At 68.5% G+C, this 18,536-nt stretch carries 23 protein-coding genes; 17 read left to right on the top strand and 6 right to left on the bottom strand.

What is annotated here, in order from left to right; genetic code table 11:
- Positions 1–93: 93 nt before the first annotated feature.
- Both AC1DSO_RS08160 and AC1DSO_RS08155 read right to left on the bottom strand, forming a co-directional pair.
- Positions 94–387, bottom strand: coding sequence for a DUF454 family protein (locus AC1DSO_RS08160; protein WP_477068363.1), 294 nt, complete (start codon positions 385–387; stop codon positions 94–96).
- Between the two features lie 39 nt (positions 388–426).
- Positions 427–672, bottom strand: a complete 246-nt coding sequence (locus AC1DSO_RS08155) for a hypothetical protein (RefSeq protein ID WP_477068362.1) — start codon at positions 670–672, stop codon at positions 427–429.
- Positions 673–834: 162 nt separating this feature from the next.
- Here AC1DSO_RS08155 and ubiA point away from each other — a divergent pair, with 162 nt between their 5' ends.
- A complete protein-coding gene (gene ubiA / locus AC1DSO_RS08150) occupies positions 835–1,770 on the top strand; it encodes a 4-hydroxybenzoate octaprenyltransferase (RefSeq protein ID WP_477068361.1) in 936 nt (311 codons plus the stop codon).
- A 122-nt stretch (positions 1,771–1,892) separates the two neighbouring features.
- Here ubiA and AC1DSO_RS08145 read toward each other — a convergent pair whose 3' ends face one another.
- A complete protein-coding gene (locus tag AC1DSO_RS08145; RefSeq protein WP_477068360.1) occupies positions 1,893–2,243 on the bottom strand; it encodes a lysozyme inhibitor LprI family protein in 351 nt (116 codons plus the stop codon).
- A gap of 69 nt (positions 2,244–2,312) precedes the next feature.
- Between AC1DSO_RS08145 and AC1DSO_RS08140 the strand changes: the two genes are divergently transcribed.
- The 6 genes from AC1DSO_RS08140 (at position 2,313) to AC1DSO_RS08115 (ending at position 6,070) form a co-directional block, all read left to right on the top strand.
- On the top strand, positions 2,313–3,272 hold the full coding sequence (locus AC1DSO_RS08140) for a fatty acid desaturase family protein (RefSeq protein WP_477068359.1): 960 nt from the start codon (positions 2,313–2,315) through the stop codon (positions 3,270–3,272).
- Positions 3,269–3,763, top strand: coding sequence for a hypothetical protein (locus AC1DSO_RS08135; RefSeq protein WP_477068358.1), 495 nt, complete (start codon positions 3,269–3,271; stop codon positions 3,761–3,763). The genes AC1DSO_RS08140 and AC1DSO_RS08135 overlap by 4 nt, the downstream gene beginning before the upstream one ends.
- Positions 3,764–3,803: 40 nt before the next feature.
- A complete protein-coding gene (locus AC1DSO_RS08130) occupies positions 3,804–4,463 on the top strand; it encodes a class I SAM-dependent methyltransferase (RefSeq protein ID WP_477068357.1) in 660 nt (219 codons plus the stop codon).
- A gap of 44 nt (positions 4,464–4,507) precedes the next feature.
- A complete protein-coding gene (locus tag AC1DSO_RS08125; RefSeq protein WP_056055047.1) occupies positions 4,508–4,861 on the top strand; it encodes a VOC family protein in 354 nt (117 codons plus the stop codon).
- A gap of 235 nt (positions 4,862–5,096) precedes the next feature.
- Positions 5,097–5,531 carry a YkgJ family cysteine cluster protein gene (locus AC1DSO_RS08120; RefSeq protein WP_477068356.1) on the top strand — a complete coding sequence of 145 codons (435 nt, stop codon included), beginning with the start codon at positions 5,097–5,099 and terminating at the stop codon, positions 5,529–5,531.
- Positions 5,531–6,070 carry a YkgJ family cysteine cluster protein gene (locus AC1DSO_RS08115; protein WP_477068355.1) on the top strand — a complete coding sequence of 180 codons (540 nt, stop codon included), beginning with the start codon at positions 5,531–5,533 and terminating at the stop codon, positions 6,068–6,070. The genes AC1DSO_RS08120 and AC1DSO_RS08115 overlap by 1 nt, the downstream gene beginning before the upstream one ends.
- Positions 6,071–6,237: 167 nt before the next feature.
- Here AC1DSO_RS08115 and AC1DSO_RS08110 read toward each other — a convergent pair whose 3' ends face one another.
- Positions 6,238–7,098 (bottom strand): NAD-dependent epimerase/dehydratase family protein, encoded by an 861-nt coding sequence (locus AC1DSO_RS08110; protein ID WP_477068402.1) that lies wholly within the window; start codon positions 7,096–7,098, stop codon positions 6,238–6,240.
- A gap of 48 nt (positions 7,099–7,146) precedes the next feature.
- On the opposite strand from AC1DSO_RS08110, the gene AC1DSO_RS08105 reads away from it, so the two are divergent.
- The 10 genes from AC1DSO_RS08105 to AC1DSO_RS08060 all read left to right on the top strand — a co-directional run bounded on the left by AC1DSO_RS08105 (position 7,147) and on the right by AC1DSO_RS08060 (position 17,398).
- Positions 7,147–7,503 (top strand): MmcQ/YjbR family DNA-binding protein, encoded by a 357-nt coding sequence (locus AC1DSO_RS08105; RefSeq protein WP_477068354.1) that lies wholly within the window; start codon positions 7,147–7,149, stop codon positions 7,501–7,503.
- The gene (locus AC1DSO_RS08100; protein WP_477068353.1) at positions 7,500–8,156 is read left to right on the top strand and encodes a Pr6Pr family membrane protein; all 657 of its coding nucleotides are present in this window, start codon (positions 7,500–7,502) and stop codon (positions 8,154–8,156) included. Before AC1DSO_RS08105 ends, AC1DSO_RS08100 begins: the two co-directional genes overlap by 4 nt.
- 20 nt (positions 8,157–8,176) lie before the next feature.
- Positions 8,177–9,016, top strand: coding sequence for an aldo/keto reductase (locus AC1DSO_RS08095; RefSeq protein ID WP_477068352.1), 840 nt, complete (start codon positions 8,177–8,179; stop codon positions 9,014–9,016).
- Positions 9,017–10,620: 1,604 nt separating this feature from the next.
- Positions 10,621–11,895: a glutamate-5-semialdehyde dehydrogenase gene (locus AC1DSO_RS08090; protein WP_477068351.1), complete on the top strand. Its 1,275-nt coding sequence runs from the start codon at positions 10,621–10,623 to the stop codon at positions 11,893–11,895.
- Positions 11,861–12,511, top strand: a complete 651-nt coding sequence (locus AC1DSO_RS08085) for a nicotinate-nucleotide adenylyltransferase (RefSeq protein ID WP_477068350.1) — start codon at positions 11,861–11,863, stop codon at positions 12,509–12,511. The genes AC1DSO_RS08090 and AC1DSO_RS08085 overlap by 35 nt, the downstream gene beginning before the upstream one ends.
- 144 nt (positions 12,512–12,655) lie before the next feature.
- A complete protein-coding gene (gene rsfS / locus AC1DSO_RS08080; protein ID WP_162247260.1) occupies positions 12,656–13,087 on the top strand; it encodes a ribosome silencing factor in 432 nt (143 codons plus the stop codon).
- Positions 13,088–13,198: 111 nt separating this feature from the next.
- Positions 13,199–13,663, top strand: coding sequence for a 23S rRNA (pseudouridine(1915)-N(3))-methyltransferase RlmH (gene rlmH / locus AC1DSO_RS08075; RefSeq protein WP_477068349.1), 465 nt, complete (start codon positions 13,199–13,201; stop codon positions 13,661–13,663).
- Positions 13,664–13,766: 103 nt separating this feature from the next.
- Complete coding sequence (locus tag AC1DSO_RS08070; protein WP_477068348.1) at positions 13,767–14,843, top strand: murein hydrolase activator EnvC family protein; 1,077 nt, start codon at positions 13,767–13,769, stop codon at positions 14,841–14,843.
- A gap of 191 nt (positions 14,844–15,034) precedes the next feature.
- A complete protein-coding gene (locus AC1DSO_RS08065) occupies positions 15,035–16,426 on the top strand; it encodes a S41 family peptidase (RefSeq protein ID WP_477068347.1) in 1,392 nt (463 codons plus the stop codon).
- A 129-nt stretch (positions 16,427–16,555) separates the two neighbouring features.
- Positions 16,556–17,398 (top strand): TolB family protein, encoded by an 843-nt coding sequence (locus AC1DSO_RS08060; RefSeq protein WP_477068346.1) that lies wholly within the window; start codon positions 16,556–16,558, stop codon positions 17,396–17,398.
- Here the strand turns inward: AC1DSO_RS08060 and AC1DSO_RS08055 are convergent.
- Both AC1DSO_RS08055 and AC1DSO_RS08050 read right to left on the bottom strand, forming a co-directional pair.
- Positions 17,330–17,839, bottom strand: a complete 510-nt coding sequence (locus AC1DSO_RS08055) for an N-acetyltransferase family protein (protein ID WP_477068345.1) — start codon at positions 17,837–17,839, stop codon at positions 17,330–17,332. The genes AC1DSO_RS08060 and AC1DSO_RS08055 overlap by 69 nt on opposite strands.
- Positions 17,836–18,417, bottom strand: a complete 582-nt coding sequence (locus AC1DSO_RS08050; protein ID WP_477068344.1) for a DUF1579 domain-containing protein — start codon at positions 18,415–18,417, stop codon at positions 17,836–17,838. Before AC1DSO_RS08050 ends, AC1DSO_RS08055 begins: the two co-directional genes overlap by 4 nt.
- Positions 18,418–18,536 lie beyond the last annotated feature (119 nt).

Genomic DNA, 18,536 nt, shown 5'->3' with positions numbered 1-18,536 from the left:
TCTCCCAGAGGGAGAGGGGTAGGGGTGGGGGGTTATATGGCCGGCGGCAAAACCCCTCACCTCCCACCGCTTCGCGGCGGGTCCATCCTCTCCCTAGGGGAGAGGGTTCTTCTTGCGCTTGCGCCGCCCGCCGCCGAACGGCCGCCAGCGCAGGAACCAGCGGATCGCCGGCCCGACCACCGGCACGCGCAGCATCGGGCGGACGGCGTGCGGGCGGGTCTTCAGGAAGCACAGCACCGCGCCGATCCAGAACACCGTCGTCGGCATGCCCGGCACGAAGGCCCCCACGGCGCCCGTGGCCAGCAGCGCCCCGCCAATTCCGTCCAGCGCCCAGCGCTCGGCGCGGGTCAGGGGGCGACGCGGCTTGCGACGGGGCTCTAGGCTCATGGGGCGAACGCTACCGCGCCGTCGCGGCGGCCGGAAGCCTCAGAACGCCTCGGCCACCCCGCCGACCCGCCGGGCGGGCCGGCGGTCCAGACCGCGCCGGACCTTGGGGCCAAACTTGGTCGCCGCGGTCAGGCGCGCCACCATGCCGTGGTCGCCGACGCGGGCGAACAGCCTGGCCGAAGCGGTCCAGAAGGCGGTGGTCACCGGATGCGGCAGAACGATCCCGGCCCCGACCCCGGCCAGCAGCAGGCTCCAGCCGGACAGGCGAATGGCGGCGGTGGTCATGGCGGGCTCCTGCGGCTGATCTGTTGAGGCGACCTTCGCCGGCGCGCCCCGATAAATCCAATTGATCGTCCCTCTCGGCGCGATTGGATTTTCCTATGGACAGGAGAGCGGGGCGCGAACACGGCCTTTTCCACGCCCGCGATTGCGGGTTAAGCCTCGCCCATGACGTTCACCACCATCCTGCCCGACGCCGTCGCCACCAACTGGGTCGACCGCCACGCGCCCGAGCGCCTGCGGCCCTGGCTGAAGCTGGGACGGTTCGACCGGCCGGCAGGGATCTGGCTGCTGATGCTGCCGGGCTGGCAGGGGATCGCCCTGGCCGCCGCCGAGCAGGGCCGCTGGCCCAATCCGCTGCTGCTGCTGGCCGTGTTCGTCGGCGCGGCCCTGATGCGGGCGGCCGGCTGCGCCTTCAACGACATCGTCGACCGCGACTTCGACGCCCAGGTCGCCCGCACCGCCATGCGCCCGATCCCAGCCGGACAGATCACGGTCAAGCAGGCCTGGCTGTTCCTGGTCGGCTGCAGCCTGGTCAGCTTCCTGATCCTGCTGTGCCTAGGCTGGGTGGCGATCGGGCTGGGCGTGCTGTCGCTGGGCCTGGTCGCGGCCTATCCGTTCATGAAGCGCATCACCTGGTGGCCGCAGGCCTGGCTTGGCCTGACCTTCAACTGGGGCGCCCTGCTGGGCTACGCCGCCGCCGTCGGCCATCTGTCGTGGTCCGCCGCCCTGCTCTACGCGTCGGGGATCTTCTGGACCCTGGGCTACGACACGATCTACGCGATCCAGGATATCGAGGACGACGCCCTGGCCGGGATCAAGTCGTCGACCCGGCGGCTGGGCGACCACGTCCAAATCGGGGTGGCCGGCTTCTACCTGGCCTCGTTCGTGTTCGTGATGCTGGCCGGCTGGGTCGGCAATGTCGGACCGCTGTTCCTGCCGCTGGCGGCCCTGTTCGCCCTGCACCTGTCGCGCCAAGCCGCCGCCGTCCGCGTCGACGACGGTCCGGCGGCGCTGAAGCTGTTCAAGTCCAACGCCGTGGCGGGGCTGCTGGTTGTGGCGGGCCTGGTGGCGGGGCTTTGGAAGCCGGGCGTGCGGTTCTAACCATGAGAACTGTCATCCCGGCCAAGCGCGTAGCGCGCCGAGCCGGGACCGCCGGAAGCTCCGAGCCTGTTGCGGTCCCGGATCTCCGCTTCGCTTCGTCCGGGATGACAGCTTTTTTGGGCCTAGAACGGACCCTGCTGGTAGATCCGCTGCATGCCGTTCTCCAGCTCGCCCAGGCGCTGGTCGTAGGCGGGGTTCAGGCAGGCCTTGCTGGCCCCGCAAGCGCGTCGATTGCGCAACCACTCCTGTTGCCGGTCGATCAGCGCGCCGCGCCCGCCCATGGCCAAGGTATGACGGTTGATCCCGTACAGCACGTCCATGCGCACATCCTTGTCGTTCAACGACCGCTCGGCGCAGATCGCCTTCTCGTCGGGCGTGCGCGCCTTGCGGCAGTCGAAGCTGGCGGCGGTCGCCGGCAAGGCCGCGGCCATGCACGTGGCGGCCAGAACGAGAACGGGGATCAGGCGGCGCATCGGCAACTCCGGGAAACGTGACGTCGGGTCATCCTGTCAGCCCTAAGCTGAATGTGCGATGATCGTTCCATGGCCGTCGCAGCGCGCGTCAAACCCCAGGACCTGTTCACGCCCGACGAATGGACGCGGATTTCCGCGCGCTCGTCCTGGCGCGGGATCGTCCTGGTCGCCCACGCCTGGGCGGTGATCCTCTTCGCCGGGGCGCTGTTCGTGCTGTTCCCCAACCCGCTGACCTATGTCCTGGCCGTGATGCTGATCGGCGCGCGGCAGCTGGGCCTGGCCATCCTGATGCACGAGGCCGCGCACGGCGGCCTGCACCCGAACCTCAAGCTCAACGACTGGCTGGGCGAGTGGCTGTGCGCCGCCCCGACCGGCGCCTCGCTGGCCAAGTACCGGCCCTATCACCTGACCCACCACAAGTTCGCCCAGCAGGCCGAGGACCCGGACCTGATCCTGTCGGCGCCGTTTCCGACCACCCGCGCCTCGCTACGCCGCAAGATCATCCGCGACCTGACCGGCCAGACCTTCTTCAAGCAGCGCTTCGGGCCGCTGCTGGGCAAGATGCGGGAAGACCAACCCAAAGGCGCCATCTTCGCCGGCGAGGTCGCCCGGCAGAAGCCGTTCCTGCTGTGGAACCTCGGCATCCTGGTCGTGCTGTCGGCCATGGGCCTTTGGTGGGCGTGGCTGGCGCTGTGGATCGTGCCGATGGCGACCTGGTTCCCGCTGGTCACTCGCCTGCGCAACATCGCCGAACACGCCTTGGTCGCCAAGGACGAGCCCGATCCGTTCCGCCACGCCCGCACTACCCGCGCCAACTGGCTTGAGCGCGCCCTGATCGCGCCCTACCACGTCAACTTCCACGCCGAGCACCACCTGTTCATGCACACGCCGTGCTGGAACCTGCCGCTGGCCCACCGGCTGCTGGCGCAAAAGGGCCTGACCGGCGGCATGCTGACCGCGCCGGGCTATGTCGCGGTGCTGCGGGCGGCGTCCTCGCGGCCCATCGTTGAAAGTGTCGAGGTCAGATGACAGCTTTTCAGCTGGCCCAACTAGCAACTCAACTCTTGATTGCCGCACTTGGCGCTTGGCTGGCGGCAATTTTAGCGGCCCGTTTTACGCTCAACCGCTTCTACAAAGAACGGATATGGGAGCGCAAAGCGGCAGCCTATACGGCCATCCTTGAAGCACTTCACGATATGCTTGAATGGTACAGCCAAAATATGGAAGCCGAGTCTAGAGGGAAAGAACTCTCCGACGAACGGTCAAAACAATTGTCTGCAGCAAGCAACGAAGCAGAGCGCGTCATGAGACGTCGACTGGCTGCGGAAACATGGCTATTAAGCTCTAAGTTGAATGAAATTATCGATGCTATGAATAAGAAATTTTACGAGCGTCAAGAAAGCTGGTTCGAGCATCTAGACGCGGGATACGGCGTTGTGCAGCAGGCGAGCCGCGAAGTTAGAGATTATGCTCGCTCCGATTTGCGAGTTTCCGATGGCAAAAAACAACATAGGCAATAGTGCTCGCCCCTAGACTCATCTGCGTGCTCTAAGCGCCCGCATGATCGTCCAGACCCTCGAAGGCCGCCGGGCCTTCATCCGCGACAACACCCGCCTGCAACCACCGCCGCACACGCCGGAGCTGTCGCTGCACCTGGCCGACGAGATCACCCCGATCTGGACGCTGACCGAGGAGGCGCTGCAGGAGATCGGCTTGCCGCCGCCGTTCTGGGCCTTCGCGTGGGCGGGCGGCCAGGCCCTGGCCCGCTACATCCTCGACCATCCGCAGATCGTCGCCGGCAAACGAGTGATCGACTTCGCCACCGGCTCGGGCCTGGTCGCCATCGCCGCGATGAAGGCCGGCGCGGCGAGCGTGCTGGCCGCCGACATCGACGTCTTCTGCGAGGCCGCGGTCGGCCTGAACGCCGAGGCCAACGGCGTCGTGGTCGGCTTCACCGAGGTCAACTTGCTCGATGCTCCGCCCCCAATGATCGACGTCCTGCTGGCCGGCGACATCTGCTACGAGAAACCCATGGCCGAGGCGGTGATGGCCTGGCTGGGCCAAGGCCGGGCGGCGGGCGCCCGCGTGCTGATCGGCGATCCCGGCCGCACCTACTTCCCCAAGGACGGCCTCGATAAGCTGGCCGAGTACCAGGTGCCGACCACCCGCGAGCTGGAGGATTTCGCCGTCAAGCGCACCTGCGTCTGGACTCTGCCCTAGCGCCGAATTAGAACACATCGAGAACATCCGTATCGGAGAGCGTCATGCGTGAAGACGGCAAGATCGACTATATCGAATGGCCCGGCGGCGACCTGCCGGCCACCAAGAGCTTCTATTCGGCCGCCTTCGGCTGGAGCTTCGTCGACTACGGTCCCGACTATGCCGCCTTCGAGGGCCAGGGCGCCGACGGCGGCTTCACCAAGCCGCAGGAGGGCGCCACCGACCGGCCGCTGGTCATCCTCTACGCCCACGACCTGGAAGCCATGCTGGACAAGGTGACGAAGGCCGGCGGGGTGATCACCGCCCCGATCTTCAGCTTCCCGGGCGGCCGTCGGTTCCACTTCACCGATCCGTCGGGCAACGAGCTGGGCGTTTGGAGCGCCACGGGGGTGGAGTAACTTTCCTTCTCCCCTTGCGGGAGAAGGTGGCCCGAAGGGCCGGATGAGGGGTTGATAGACCTGTCAGCTTGGCGTTCCGGCATCAACCACCGTCGCGGCGGCCTCGTCCTTCGACCCCTCACCCGACCGCCTTCGGCGGCTACCCTCTCCCCCAACGGGAGAGCGCCCCCCGTCAAACCGTCACATACCCTCGCTAATGTCCGCCTCCTGACGATCGAACCCGACGGGGCGGGACATGGGCGAGAAGAGCTGCGGCGACTGCGGCATGTGCTGCAAGCTGATGGGCGTGGAGGCGCTGGCCAAGCCGCCGCACGCCTGGTGCGGTCATTTCCGTAAAGGCGCGGGCTGCGCCATCTATGCCGAGCGCCCCCGGGCCTGCGCCGACTTCGCCTGCTACTGGCTCAAGAGCGAAGGCCTGGGCGAGGATTGGCGGCCCGACCGCGCGCGGTTTGTCCTGCATCGCGAGGACCAGGGCCGTCGCATGGTGGTCGAGGTCGATCCGGCCAGCCCCGAGGCCTGGCGCAAGGCGCCCTATCACGCCACCCTGCGCGCCTGGGCCGCCCGCGGCGCCGCCGACGGCCTGACCCTGAACGTGCTGGTCGGCCAGCGCGCCTTCGAGATCCGCGCCGATCGCGACATCGATCTTGGCCTGGTGCGGGGCGCCGCCTGATGAGCCAAGCCACGCTCGAACTTCCGCCCGCCCCAGCCCCCGGCAAGGCCTGCGGCTCCTGCGGCCTGTGCTGCAAGGTGCTGGCGATCGAGGCCCTGGACAAGGCCGACGGCGTCTGGTGCTCGCACTTCCGAAAAGGCGGCGGCTGCGGCAACTACGAACACCGTCCCGCCGCCTGCCGAGGCTTCCACTGCCTGTGGCTGACCTCGGAAAAGCTCGGCGACGACTGGCGGCCCGACAAGGCCGGCTTCGTGATGTACTCGGACCGCGACGGCAAGCGGCTGAGCGTGGTCGTCGATCCCGGCAAGCCGGCCGCTTGGCGGCGCGAGCCGTATTATTCGTACATCAAGGCGATGTCGCGCCGGTCGTTCGACGGCTACGAGCTGGTCGTCTGCATCGGCGACCGCCGCATCGTGGTGTTCCCCAGCGAGGAGATCGACCTCGGCGTCCTCGCGCCCGACCGCAAGCTGGTCAGCGGCTATGTCGAGCGCGACGGGGCGTTGACGCCGTTCGCCATGGTGCTGGCGGATGTGGGGTAGCTCCCTTCTCCCCTTGCGGGAGAAGGTGTCGCCGCAGGCGACGGATGAGGGGTCGATAGGCCCGTCGGCTTGGCGCCCGGCGTCACCGCCCCAGCAGCGTCTCCGTCCATCAACCCCTCACCCGACCCGCTTCGCGGGCCACCCTCTCCCGCAAGGGGAGAGGGGGATCAAAATTTCGGCCGAAATCCCCGCGGCGCCCACCCGAAATCCCTGACCGCCTCCGCTGAATCAAACGTCAGGTCCTGGCCCATCCGCATCCCCATGGCCGTGGTCGCGCCGGGATAAAACGGCTTGGCCAGGCGCATGATCAAAGCAAACAGCCAGGTCGGCATCGGTAGGCTGCGCGGTCGCTTGCCCAGGCCCTCGAAGATCCGGTCGACCATCGCGCGATAGGTCACCGTCTCGCCGCCGACCAGGTCGTAGGCGCGGTTCTTCGTGGCCGGCGCGTGGGCCGCGGCCAAGGCTCCGGCGGCGAGGTCGGCGGCGTGCACCGGCTGGCGCAGGCCCTCGCCGCTTCCCGACAGCGGCATGAGGTGGAAGCGCTGCACCAGGCGGGCGATGCGGCTGACATTGCCGTCGTGGCCCTCGTCATAGATCAGGGTCGGCCGCAGGAGGGTCCAGGCGACGCCGTGCTCGGCGCACCAGGCCTCGACCGCCTTTTCCGCCCCTGCCAGCTCCAGCGCCACCGATCGCTCGCCGGCGTCGGGGGAGTCGGCTTTGGTGAAGCGGCTGGTCGAGGAAAAGGCGATCAGCCGGGTCATCCCCCGGGCCTTCAGGGCCGGCAGGGCGGCGGGCAGCAGCCAGATCGGCGACAGCGAGAACACCGTGGCCACCGCCGGCAGGTGGTCGGCCAGGTGCGGGTCCTTCAGGTCGCCGTCCAGCCAGCAGGCCTCGCCCGCCGGCGGGCGACGGCTGATGGCGAACGGGTCGAGGTCCTCGCCCTTCAGCCGCTCCAGCAGGTGGCGGCCGATCAGGCTGGTGGCGCCCAGCACCAGGACAGGCGTCTTCAGGGTGTTGTCGGAGTCCATCCTGCCCATATAGTCCCGCTCGGATGAGGTTCCCATGACCTACCAGCCATGACCTACGAAGACGTCCGCGCCTTCGCCTTTCGCCTGCCCGGCGTCGAGGACGGGACCGCCTATGGCCGCCCCTGCCTGAAGGCGCACGGCAAGTTCCTGACCCGCCTGTTCGAGGACGGCGAGAGCCTGGTCTGCCCCGGCGTGCCGTTCGACGAGCGCGAGATGCTGGTCGAGGCCGAGCCGGAGACCTTCCATTTCACTGACCATTTCAAGAACTATCCCTACGTCCTGGTCCGCCTGCCCCGCGCCCATGCCGGCACGGTCGAGCGGTTGATCATCCGCCAGTGGCGGGCCACCGCGCCCAAGAAGCTGCTGAAGGCGTGGGACGAAGCTCACCCGACGGAGGTCGCATGAACGGCTCGCTACGGATCTGGCGCCTCCTGATCGCCGCCATCGCCTGCCTCGGCCCCGTGCTGCAGTACGGCCTGATGGTCTATGACGAGACGCTGATTTCGGCCGCCGTGAAGTCCGTCGAGTTCTTCAGCTATTTCACCGTGCTGTCGAACATGCTGGCCGCCGCCGCGCTCATCGCGCCGCTGGTCGCGCCGTCCAGTCGCTTCGCCGCCTGGGCCGAGCAGAGCGGCCCGCGCGCCGCCATCGCCACCTATCTAACCATCACCGCCGTGGTCTATCACCTGCTGCTGGCCGGCCTGTGGAAACTGGAGGGCCTGCGGTTGGTGTCCAACGCGATCCTGCACACGGTCACGCCCATCGCCTTCCTGGCCGACGTCGCCCTGCGCGGCGGCCAAGGCGAGGCGCGGTGGATCGCGGCGGCCAAGGCCATGGCCTTCCCGGCCCTGTTCGGCGCCTGGACCCTGGTCCACGGCGCGCTGTCGGGCTTCTATCCGTACCCGTTCATGAACGTGACCAAGCGCGGCTATCCGGCCGTGGTGCTGACCATGGTCGAGATGAGTCTGGCCTTCGCGGCCGTGGCCTTGGTCTTCGTGGCCCTCTCGCGCGTTCGGGCCAAGGTGGCGCTGGCCAGACCAGAGCCTATATCGGCCTGACACTGACTTCGGAGATATCCATGTCCAACCTCGTTCCCGCCGTCCGCTCGGGCGACGTCCTGATGCCCGCCCTGGGCTTTGGCACCTGGCAGCTGGACAACGGGACCGCCATCCCCTTGGTCGAGAAGGCCCTGGAGGTCGGCTATCGCCATATCGACACCGCCCAGATCTATCGCAACGAGCGCGACGTCGGGGCGGCGATCAAGACCAGCGGGATCAAGCGCGACGAGATCTTCCTGACCACCAAGGTCTGGATCGACCACTTCGCCGACGGTGACCTGCAACGCTCGGCCGAGAAGAGCCTGGAAAAGCTGGGCGTCGACCATGTCGACCTGCTGCTGCTGCACTGGCCCAAGCCGGACGTGCCGCTGGCCGAGACCCTGAAGGCCCTGAACGAGGTCCGTTCACGCGGCCTGACCCGCGCCATCGGCCTGTCGAACTTCCCCTCGGCCCTGCTGGAGGAAGCCGCCCAGCTGTCGGACGCCCCGATCGCCACCGACCAGGTCGAGTACCACCCCTACCTGGCGCTGAAGACCCTGATCGCCAAGGCCCACGCCCTGGGAACCTCGATCACCGCCTGGTCGCCCCTGGCCCAGGGCAAGGTCGCCCAGGACCCGGTGCTGATCGAGATCGGCCGCGCCCACGGCAAGACTCCGGGCCAGGTCACCCTGCGCTGGCTGATCCAGCAAGGCGTCATCGCCATCCCGCGCACCAGCAACCCGGCGCGGATCGTGGAGAATTTCGACATCCTCGACTTCAGCCTGACCGACGAGGAGATGACCCGCATCCACGGCCTGGCGCGGCCGGACGGGCGGTTGGGCGATTGGCTGGACAAGGCTTATGCCTGGGATGTGGCGTAGGAGCAGGGCGGGGCGGGTAGACGCCAAAGCCTGCAAAGGGTGGACAGCAGACACGCCCAGGCTAACCTCCGACGATGATCTTGGAGCTTCTCGCCGCAGCGAGCATTGCTACCTCAGTCGTCGAAGTCTGGACGGCTGGCGATGACGGTTTGACTCAGCGGTTTGCGGACGAGTTTCGCACCGCGACGCGGAGTCTAACTGGACGGCCCTTGAAGGCGACTATCGCCCAGATCAGACCTGCTCCGGGCGGCAAATGGCTGACGACAGTGCTGTTCAGCCGTGAGGGCAAAGAAATTTACTCGGCGACATGCACCCGGGGCGAACCTGAACTCCCGCAGTGTGCGAAGGAGGCCGCGACAACGGCGGAGCGGCTTGTTCGGAAAGCCCGCTGAGGGTGGCGAGCGGACATCCGTTTCCTTCTCCCCTTGCGGGAGAAGGTGTCAGCGAAGCTGACGGATGAGGGGTCGATAATCCTCTCGGCGTGGCGCCCAGCCTATCCGCTGTCGCGGCGGATCCGGTCTTCGACCCCTCACCCGACCGCCTGCGGCGGCCACCCTCTCCCGCAAGGGGAGAGGGAAACAAGTCCGCAACGGGTCGCAAGCCGACCTCCCCGGTCGGGTGCGATCCTTAAATCTCTTGGAGGCTGCAGCGTGCAGGGCTGATCAGGTCAGTCCGCCGACACCGCCTCCGGCGGCCGCGCGCGGCGACGCGGAGCGTCGTCCTTGAGTGACCTGATCAGCCCTGCGATCCTCTCGCCGTGAGATGTAAGGAGGGCTCCTTCTCCGGGGGAGAAGAAGATCAAAAACAGCTCGTCATCCCGGCCGCAGCGCAGCGGAGCGCCGGGACCCAGGGGCAGCCGCACTGCGCTTGGCCCCTGGGTCCCGGGTCGGCTACGCCGCCCGGGATGACGAGGGTTTTTGTAAGGGAGTACGGGGATTGAGCGGGMTGTATGCTCGGCGTTCGCGAAACAGAGTCTCACGAAATCAACGCCTTCTCACTTTTACGCGCCTCTGAATGATCCGCGTCCAGAACCCCCGCACAATCATAGCTGTCCCCGTCGCAAGGGGAGGGCGCTTGGATCCGGCCCGAAGCGGCGATGGGGATAGGTTGAGCGGGGCCGCTGGCGGTTCCCGGCGACCTCGKCAGGTCGCACGGCTTACTCTTTAGGAGCGCGTGCGRGTGRCGGGATCGTCCGGGAYCAAGCCGACAGYGGAGCGACAGGGCGGTGATCGTACAARCCGCCTATCGTGGATCGYCGRGCTGGAGACGGAGTAGCCGATCCAGTTGGTCCACGCCCGTCCGGGGGTAACGGAGGCCCGAGCAGACAACGCTCACGCCCGCCGTCCTCACGGCAGAGAACAGCCTGGCGGAGCGGACAAGCGAGCCGAAACATACAAACCATCACGGTCTCCGGGTTCGCCCGGCCGCTCCGTCGCCTCCCCACCACACCTTCAGCGGGCCTCCGCGTGAAGCCAAGGCCCCATGGCCGCGTGTGACCTCCCCCAGGCAAACTCGCTCCGCTTTCAGACGAAAGCCGTTTCATCCGGCCCTGAAAGCGCCTAGGTAAGCCTCAACCTGAGCATAACTTACCAGGGACAGGAACAATGGACGACGCGGGCGCCAGCTTGCAGGCGACGATGGCGGGGATGGGCCGGACGGCCCGCGAGGGCGCGCGCGCTCTGCGCCTGGCCACGCCAGAGCAGCGCACCGCCGCCATCCGGGCCATGGCCGCCGCGATCCGCGAGGACGCCGCCAAGATCCTGGCCGCCAACGCCAAGGACCTGGCCCGCGCCGGCGCTAACGGCCTGACCGCGCCGATGCAGGAGCGCCTGCTGCTGGACGAGGCGCGCCTGGAGGGCGTCGCCGCCGGGGTCGAGGCCGTGGCCGCCATTCCCGACCCGATCGGCGTCGCCACCGCGCGCTGGACCCGGCCCAACGGCCTGGACATCAGCCGCGTCCGCACCCCGATCGGCGTGATCGCCATGATCTATGAGAGCCGCCCGAACGTGACCGCCGACGCGGCGGCGCTGTGCGTGCGCTCGGGCAATGCGGTGATCCTGCGCGGCGGCTCGGAGTGCATCCACTCCAACCTCGCCATCCACGCGGCCATCGAACGTGGCCTAAAGGCCGCCGGTCTGCCCGCCGCCGCCGTCCAGGCGGTGAAGACGTCTGACCGGGCGGCCGTCGGCGCGATCCTTTCGGGTCTCGACAAGGCCATCGACCTGATCATCCCGCGCGGCGGCAAGAGCCTGGTCGCCCGCGTCCAGGCCGAGGCCCGCGCCCCGGTGCTGGGCCATCTCGAGGGCCTGAACCACGTGTTCGTCCACGCGGCCGCCGATCCCAAGAAGGCCGTCGAGATCGTCGTCAACGCCAAGCTGCGCCGGGTGTCGGTCTGCGGCGCGGCCGAGACCCTGCTGGTCGACAAGGCCGCCGCCGAGCGCCTGCTTCCGCCGATCGCCGACGCCCTGATCAAGGCCGGCTGTGAGCTGCGCGGCGACGCCGCCGCTCGGGCCATCGAGCCGACCATGAAGAAGGCGACGGCGCAGGACTGGACCACCGAATATCTGGCCCCGATCCTGGCCGTGGCCGTGGTCGACGGCGTGGCCGGCGCGGCGGCGCACATCGCCGCCTACGGCTCGGGCCATACCGACGCGATCATCACCGAGGACGCGGCCGCCGCCGACGCCTTCGTGAGCGAGGTCGACAGCGCCATCGTCCTGGTCAACGCCTCGACCCAGTTCGCCGACGGCGGCGAGTTCGGCTTCGGGGCCGAGATCGGCATCGCCACAGACAAGCTACATGCCCGCGGCCCGGTCGGGGCCGAGCAACTGACGACGTTCAAATATGTGGTTCGCGGGACCGGCCAGACTCGTCCCTGAGGCCGGTCGGCCCAACGCCCAGCGCCTCGGGTTCCACCTGGAGCCCGGGATGCGCGTCGGCCTGTTCGGCGGCAGCTTCAACCCGGCGCACGAGGGCCACGCCCACGTGGCCGAGACCGCCATGCGCCGGCTGGAGCTGGACCGCGTCATCTGGCTGGTGTCGCCGCAGAACCCGCTGAAATCCGCTCACGAGACCCGCCCGCTGGCCGAGCGCCTGGCCGAGGCCCGCCGCTGGGCGCGCGGCTCGGGCATGATCGTCTCCGACGCCGAGACCCGGCTGGGCTCGCAATACACCATCGACACCCTGCGGGTGCTGCGGGCGCGCTTTCCGGGCGTGAAGTTCGTCTGGGTGATGGGCGCCGACAGCCTGGCGACCTTCCACCGCTGGCGCGGCTGGACCCAGATCATGCGCGAGGTCCCGGTGGCGGTGATTTCGCGGCCCTGGGCGGCGCTGAAGGCCCGCACCTCGCCCGCCGCCCGCCGTTTCGCCTTCGCCCGCTGGCCCGCCAGCGCCGCCGCCAAGCTGCCGGACGCCACCGCGCCGGCCTGGGTCTATCTGACCGGACCGCTGAATTTCGCGTCCTCTACCGCCATGCGGTCGAGGCAAAAAGGCTAAAAGCCAAGCTTTTCAGCGTTGCCCGAACGCCTCAAGCCGTTGGTCGAATCGACGCGGCCGCACCCTTTCTGGCGCGCCCCCTCACCTTTCCCGCAATTCCGTGCTATGGAGGTTATCCACAGCGACCCCATAAGGAGCATGACGCTGCGTAGCGACATCGCGCACAGTGCGCACGAGGGACCGGCCGGCGCCGAGTCCTCGATTGAAACGCCGGGCCTGAGTCCGGCCCTCGACATCAAGGCGCTGGAGCGCCTTATCCTGACCCGCCTGGACGACGACAAGGCGCAGGACATCGTCCACATCGACCTGACGGACAAGAGCTCGGTCGCCGACAGCCTGATCGTGGCGTCCGGCCGTTCGCACCGTCACGTCGGCGCTTTGGCCGATCACCTGCTGCGGGCGCTGAAGGAAAACGGCTACGGCAAGGCGCGGGTCGAAGGCCTGCCGCACTGCGACTGGGTGCTGATCGACGCCGGCGACGTCGTCATCCACCTGTTCCGCCCCGAGGTGCGCAGCTTCTACAACATCGAGAAGATCTGGGCGGTCGACGCCCCGCACCGCACCGCGGCGAACTGATCTCTTGTGCTCGGCCGCCGTCCTGAAAAGGTCGGCGGCCTTGAGCGCTCTTGAGACTTGGCGCGTGGCGGGCGCCGAAACCGCTCACACTTTCGGCTGCCACGCTTGCCCATGAAGATCACCATCCTCACCGTCGGGAAGCTGGGCCGCATGGTCGAGGCGCAGCTGGCGCTCGACTACGCCTCCCGCGCCACGGCGTCGGGCCGCGCCCTCGCGCTCGGGCCGGTCGAGATCCTCGAAGTCGAAGCCCGCAAGCCCGGCAAGGCCGCCGAGGCCGAGGTGCTGCGTCCGCACCTGGAAGGCGCCCACGTCATCGCCTGTGACGAGCACGGCAAGGTCCACAAGAGCCGCGTCTTCGCCGACCATCTCGCCAAGCTGCGCGACGACGGGACGCGCCGGGTCGTCTTCCTGATCGGCGGGGCCGACGGCCTGGATCCCTCGATCCTGTCCACTGCCCACGAGACCATGGCCTTCGGGCCCCAGACCTGGCCGCACGCCCTGGCCCGGGCGATGCTGGCCGAACAAATCTATCGCGCCGCCACCATCCTCTCGGGCTCGCCCTACCACCGCGATTGAGCATGATGGCCGAAAGTGGATGCCGGTTTTCGGCGGCCATCATGCTCAACTTTTTAAAATAGAGCCTGTTCATCCGAACAGGCTCTGGGGCACTAAGGCCGGGATGCTTCGCCGCCCCCCGCATCTGGTCATCGGCCTCGTCGTGGCCGCCCTCGCCGTTCCCACGGCCGTGGTCGGCTGGCAGCGCGCCGACCGGGCGATAGAGGCCCAGCGCGCCAAGGACCGTCAGACGGCCGCCGACACCCGCCGCGAGATCCAGGACCTGCGCGCCGAACTGGACCGCCTGGACCACGCCCGCCTCGCCGCCGGGACGGACGTCGGCGCCAAGCGCGCCCGGCTGGAGGCCCTGAACGCCCGCGAGCGCTCGATCCTGGCCGAGCTGGGCCGCAACCGGCAACGGCTGTCGCTGCTGCTGTCGGCCCTGCAGCTGTTCCGCCGCGATCCGCCGCCGGCCCTGCTGGTCTCGCCCGCCAACGCTCGCGACGCGGTGCGGGCGGCGATCCTGATCCGCGCCATGACGCCGGAGCTGCAGCACCGCGCCGACGCCTACGCCCGCCGGGCCACCGCCGTCGGGACCCTTCGCCGCGAGGCCGCCGCCGCCTCGGCCGAGCTGTTCACCGCCGAGAGCGTGGTGGCCGACCGCAAGGGCGAGATCGAGCGGCTGATCATCGAGAAGACCCAGCTGGAGCGCGCCTACGCCCACGAGGCCCTGGCCCAGGACAACGAGCTGCGCACCCTGGGCGCCTTGACCGACGGCCTGAACACGCACGGGGATGGCCGGGTCGAGCCGACCGGCCCGCTCGCTCTGCGCGCGCCGGCGGTCGGGGCCATCGTCCGCCGCTTCGGCCAGGAGATGCCGGCCGGCGGCCGGTCGCCCGGCCTGACCCTGCGCACCAGCAAGGGCCTGACGATCAACGCTCCCACGGCGGGGATCGTCGAATACGCCGGCGCCCTGAACGGCTGGGGCGCGGTGCTCATCTTGCGCTCACAGGGCGCCTATCACGTGGTCTTGGCCGGCCTGGATCAGATCACGGCCGCACCCGGACAATCTGTCGCGGCCGGCGCCCCCATCGGGAAGATGCCGGATCATGTATCTTCTGATCCGGAACTCTATCTCGAGGTCCGTGAGAATGGCGCGCCGGCGGACCCGGAACGCTGGCTCAAACAGGAGTCGCGGTAGACGACTTTTTCGGTAATGGTGGCCGTAATTATACCAACGGCCGCTGCTAGAGCCTGTCGGGTTCCGATGTTTCCATCTGAACCAACAGGCTCCAGATTCAAAGTTGGAGCGCGTCTAACGCGCTCTAGGGTTGGTCGGGGCTAAACACGGAATGCGGCGCCACGCGTCGCCAGGGAGCCTTCTGGGCCTTAATGCGCAAGTATCTGCTCATCGGAGTTTCGGCCTTTGTCCTCGGCGCGGGGGCCATGGCCTATGTCAGTCCCATCGCCCAGGCGAACAACGCCCCCAAGACCAAGACCTACAAGATGCTGGAGCTGTTCGGCGACGTGCTGGGCACGGTCGAGGACCAGTACGTCACCGAGGTCGACGACAAGAAGCTGATCGAGGCGGCGCTGGACGGCATGCTGACCAGTCTCGACCCGCACTCGGGCTACCTGTCGCCCGACAGCTACGAGGACATGCAGGACACCACCCGCGGTGAATATGGCGGCCTCGGCATCGAGGTCACCAGCGAAGACGGCGTGGTCAAGGTGATCTCGCCGATGGACGGCACCCCGGCCTCGCGCGCCGGCATCCAGGCGGGCGACTACATCACCGCCGTCAACGGCCAGAGCGTCCTGGGCCTGACCGTCACCGAAGCCGTCAAGCAGATGCGCGGCGCGGCCGGCGAGGCGGTCACCCTGACCATCGCCCGCGACAAGACCGATCCGTTCGACGTCAAGCTGGTCCGCGAGGTGATCAAGCCCAAGGCCGCCATCGCCCGCATGGAAGGCGACTTCGGCTATGTCCGCCTGCCCGGCTTCAACGAAAAGGCCACCGACGCCCTGGTCTCCTCGATCAACGAGCTGAAGACCAAGAACCCGCGGATGAAGGGCCTGATCCTCGACCTGCGCAACAATCCCGGCGGCCTGCTGGACCAGGCGGTCGGCGTGGCCGACGTGTTCCTGGACGGCGGCGAGGTGGTCAGCCAGCGCGGCCGCGACCCGCGCAACATCCAGCGCTACAACGCCCGCCCCGGCGACCTGCTGAACGGCATGAAGGTGGTCGTCCTGATCAATCAGGGTTCGGCCTCGGCGGCGGAAATCGTCGCCGGCGCCCTGCAGGACCGTCACCGCGCCGAACTGGTCGGTCTGACCAGCTTCGGCAAGGGGTCGGTCCAGACCGTGATCCCGCTGCGCGGCGGGGCTGACGGCGCCCTGAAGCTGACGACGGCGAAGTACTTCACGCCATCGGGCCGCTCGATCCAGAAGACCGGCATCGCCCCGGACCTCGAGGTCGCCCAGACCCGCGACCAGGCTCAGGACATCGCCAACCGCGTCTGGTTCAGCGAGGCCAGCTTCAAGAACGCTCTGAACGCCGACGAGGGCAAGACCCGCCAGGGCGTCCACACCCCGGCCGAGGCTCCGCCGACCGCCTTCGACGACAAGAAGGGCGACTTCCAGCTGCAGCGCGCCATCGCCGTGCTGAACGCCGGTTCGGTCGCCGCCACGCCGAAGATGCCCAAGCCGGCCGCGAAGATCGCCGAGGTCACCGCCAAGGCGGCCGCGGCGGCCAGCAAGACGCCGGTGACGGAAAACAAGTAGGGCGTCTCGCCCGACTGAAAATCAGCGCCGCTCCGGGAAACCGGGGCGGCGTTTTTCATGGCCGCAATTCTCTCCTGGCGGGCAGCGGTCGCCTCGCTATGGTCCCCGAACATCGTTCCGGGAGGTCGCATGTCGCTGTCCATTCTCGCCGCCCTCGCCCTGGCCGCGACCGCTCCCAAACCCTTTCTGCCCGGGATGGTCGACACCCCCGCCACCGAGGTCCGTCCCGCCTTCAGCCCCGACGGTCGCTGCATCCTGTGGGGGTCGATCACCACAAAGGACGATTGGAAGATCCTGCAAACCTGCCGCGAGGGCGCCCATGGGAGCGAGCCCTGGTCCAAGCCCGCGCCGGTGGCGTTCGACACACCCGCCAACGAGTTCGATCCAGCCTTTTCGCCGGACGGCCGCACCGTCTATTTCTTCTCCAACCGCCCCGGCGGCCTGGGCGGCGACGACCTGTGGGCCGTCGATCGCGATCCCAAGACCCTGGCCTTCGGGACACCGCGCAACCTGGGTCCACGCTTCAACACCGCCGGCGACGAATGGGCGCCCAGCCCCACCAACGACGGCAAGCTGATCTTCTCCTCGAACGGTCACGGCGGGGCCGGCGGCCAGGACCTGTTCGAGGGTGAGCTGGCCGGGGACGCGCCGGTCCGCGACCTGGGTCCGGGCGTCAACGGCCCCCAGGACGACTTCGACGCCGTCGTGCTGGCGGACGGCAAAAGCCTGGTCTTCGCCTCGGGCGACCTGAAGGCCGAGACCGGCCTGCTGCTGCACGTCGCCAAGCGTGGCGCGGACGGGGCGTTCACGGGCCGACAGGCCCTGGCCGCGCCGGTCAACTGCTCGGCCAAGATCAACAACGGGCCGGCGATCGATCCGCGCCGGCCCGAAGTGTTCTTCTATTCAGCCTATTGCCCGACCCTGGGCCCCGGCCGGATGGACATCTTCGAGGTCGCCGTTCCCGCCCGCTGAGGCGAGGGACAGGCCGTACTCGACGAAGGCCGTCTCACGGGTCCAACCAAGCCCTTCGTACAGCGCCTGGGCCGTCACATTGTCGACCCCGGTGACCAGCGACAGCCCGGCCGCGCCGACTCTGCGGGCGTAGGCGGTTGCCGCCTCGACCAAGGCCCGGCCCGCGCCGGTCCGCCGGTGGTCGGCTTCCACATAGAGGTCGTTGAGGACGAAGGTCCGCGAGGTCCCGATCGACGAGAAGCCGGGATAGAGCTGCACGAAGCCGATCGCCGTCTCGCCTTCGACCGCCAGGAACAGCACCGACTCTCCGTTCCGGAAGCGCTCGGCCAGGAATCGGCGGGCGCGTTCGGGGTCGGACGGCTTGCCATAGAACTGGCGATAGCGGTCGAACAGCGGGGCCACCCGGTCGAGGTCGGCCGGCAGGGCGCGATACACGATCATCCGGTCACCTTGCTGTAGCGCATGATCCAGTTGGTCTCCCAGGTCGCCCCGCCGTCCGGCGAGAAGGCCTGGTCCCACTGGGCCTCTGTCGGCGACAGCGCGCGGAACTGGCCGCGCACCTTGATCGGCCGTCCCTCGAAGGCGTCGTCGGACAGGAAGGTCCCCACGCCGTCCGCGAACCGGCCGATGCCGGGCTTGTCGATCGCGTGCGGATTGGCGGCGCTCAGATACCAGTCGGCCCAGGTGTCGGTCTTGGCGTCATAGGCGCGCAAGCCCAAGCCGGCGGTCGGGCCGATCTCGCGGCGGGCCAGGCTTTCGTTGAGGTTCACGACGCCGCCCAGCAAGCCCTGGCACCGGGTCGTGCCGTCGAATTCCTCCCAGTCGGTGTTCCCGGCCAATCGCTTGCGCAGCCGGCGGTGACGGACGGTCCATGACCCGAGGAAGAAGTCGAAGTCGTGGATCGAACCGCGCGCGCCAGTGACCGGCGCCTGGGCGGCGAAAGCCTCGCGAGCGCCCATCAGAGCCGACGGGGCCAAGGCGAGGCCCAGCAGGTCCCGCCGACAAACATCCAGGGTCATGCTCAATCGACCTTCTGGAAGTCGGTGTACCAATTGACCTCCCAGGTCTTGCCGCCGTCGGGCGAGAAGGCCTGCTCCCAATGGGCCGTGGTCGCGGTGATGCCCGACCAGGTGAACCG

It is taken from the genome of Caulobacter sp. P4_E5 (assembly GCF_056401555.1).
The sequence above is the reverse complement of the archived record's forward strand: the minus strand, read 5'-3'. Positions and strand labels throughout refer to the sequence as shown.

Bases quoted from the DNA above. Each gene is read 5' to 3' on its own strand.
- AC1DSO_RS08160 (WP_477068363.1), bottom strand. From the start codon at position 387: ATGAGCCTAGAGCCCCGTCGCAAGCCGCGTCGCCCCCTGACCCGCGCC.
- AC1DSO_RS08065 (WP_477068347.1), top strand. From the start codon at position 15,035: ATGCGCAAGTATCTGCTCATCGGAGTTTCGGCCTTTGTCCTCGGCGCG.
- rlmH (WP_477068349.1), top strand. From the start codon at position 13,199: ATGAAGATCACCATCCTCACCGTCGGGAAGCTGGGCCGCATGGTCGAG.
- AC1DSO_RS08050 (WP_477068344.1), bottom strand. From the start codon at position 18,417: ATGACCCTGGATGTTTGTCGGCGGGACCTGCTGGGCCTCGCCTTGGCC.
- AC1DSO_RS08095 (WP_477068352.1), top strand. From the start codon at position 8,177: ATGTCCAACCTCGTTCCCGCCGTCCGCTCGGGCGACGTCCTGATGCCC.
- ubiA (WP_477068361.1), top strand. From the start codon at position 835: ATGACGTTCACCACCATCCTGCCCGACGCCGTCGCCACCAACTGGGTC.
- AC1DSO_RS08140 (WP_477068359.1), top strand. From the start codon at position 2,313: ATGGCCGTCGCAGCGCGCGTCAAACCCCAGGACCTGTTCACGCCCGAC.
- AC1DSO_RS08055 (WP_477068345.1), bottom strand. From the start codon at position 17,839: ATGATCGTGTATCGCGCCCTGCCGGCCGACCTCGACCGGGTGGCCCCG.
- AC1DSO_RS08060 (WP_477068346.1), top strand. From the start codon at position 16,556: ATGTCGCTGTCCATTCTCGCCGCCCTCGCCCTGGCCGCGACCGCTCCC.
- AC1DSO_RS08100 (WP_477068353.1), top strand. From the start codon at position 7,500: ATGAACGGCTCGCTACGGATCTGGCGCCTCCTGATCGCCGCCATCGCC.
- AC1DSO_RS08085 (WP_477068350.1), top strand. From the start codon at position 11,861: ATGTGGTTCGCGGGACCGGCCAGACTCGTCCCTGAGGCCGGTCGGCCC.
- AC1DSO_RS08130 (WP_477068357.1), top strand. From the start codon at position 3,804: ATGATCGTCCAGACCCTCGAAGGCCGCCGGGCCTTCATCCGCGACAAC.
- AC1DSO_RS08120 (WP_477068356.1), top strand. From the start codon at position 5,097: ATGGGCGAGAAGAGCTGCGGCGACTGCGGCATGTGCTGCAAGCTGATG.
- AC1DSO_RS08155 (WP_477068362.1), bottom strand. From the start codon at position 672: ATGACCACCGCCGCCATTCGCCTGTCCGGCTGGAGCCTGCTGCTGGCC.
- AC1DSO_RS08105 (WP_477068354.1), top strand. From the start codon at position 7,147: ATGACCTACGAAGACGTCCGCGCCTTCGCCTTTCGCCTGCCCGGCGTC.
- AC1DSO_RS08110 (WP_477068402.1), bottom strand. From the start codon at position 7,098: ATGGACTCCGACAACACCCTGAAGACGCCTGTCCTGGTGCTGGGCGCC.
- AC1DSO_RS08070 (WP_477068348.1), top strand. From the start codon at position 13,767: ATGCTTCGCCGCCCCCCGCATCTGGTCATCGGCCTCGTCGTGGCCGCC.
- AC1DSO_RS08125 (WP_056055047.1), top strand. From the start codon at position 4,508: ATGCGTGAAGACGGCAAGATCGACTATATCGAATGGCCCGGCGGCGAC.
- AC1DSO_RS08145 (WP_477068360.1), bottom strand. From the start codon at position 2,243: ATGCGCCGCCTGATCCCCGTTCTCGTTCTGGCCGCCACGTGCATGGCC.
- AC1DSO_RS08090 (WP_477068351.1), top strand. From the start codon at position 10,621: ATGGACGACGCGGGCGCCAGCTTGCAGGCGACGATGGCGGGGATGGGC.
- AC1DSO_RS08135 (WP_477068358.1), top strand. From the start codon at position 3,269: ATGACAGCTTTTCAGCTGGCCCAACTAGCAACTCAACTCTTGATTGCC.
- AC1DSO_RS08115 (WP_477068355.1), top strand. From the start codon at position 5,531: ATGAGCCAAGCCACGCTCGAACTTCCGCCCGCCCCAGCCCCCGGCAAG.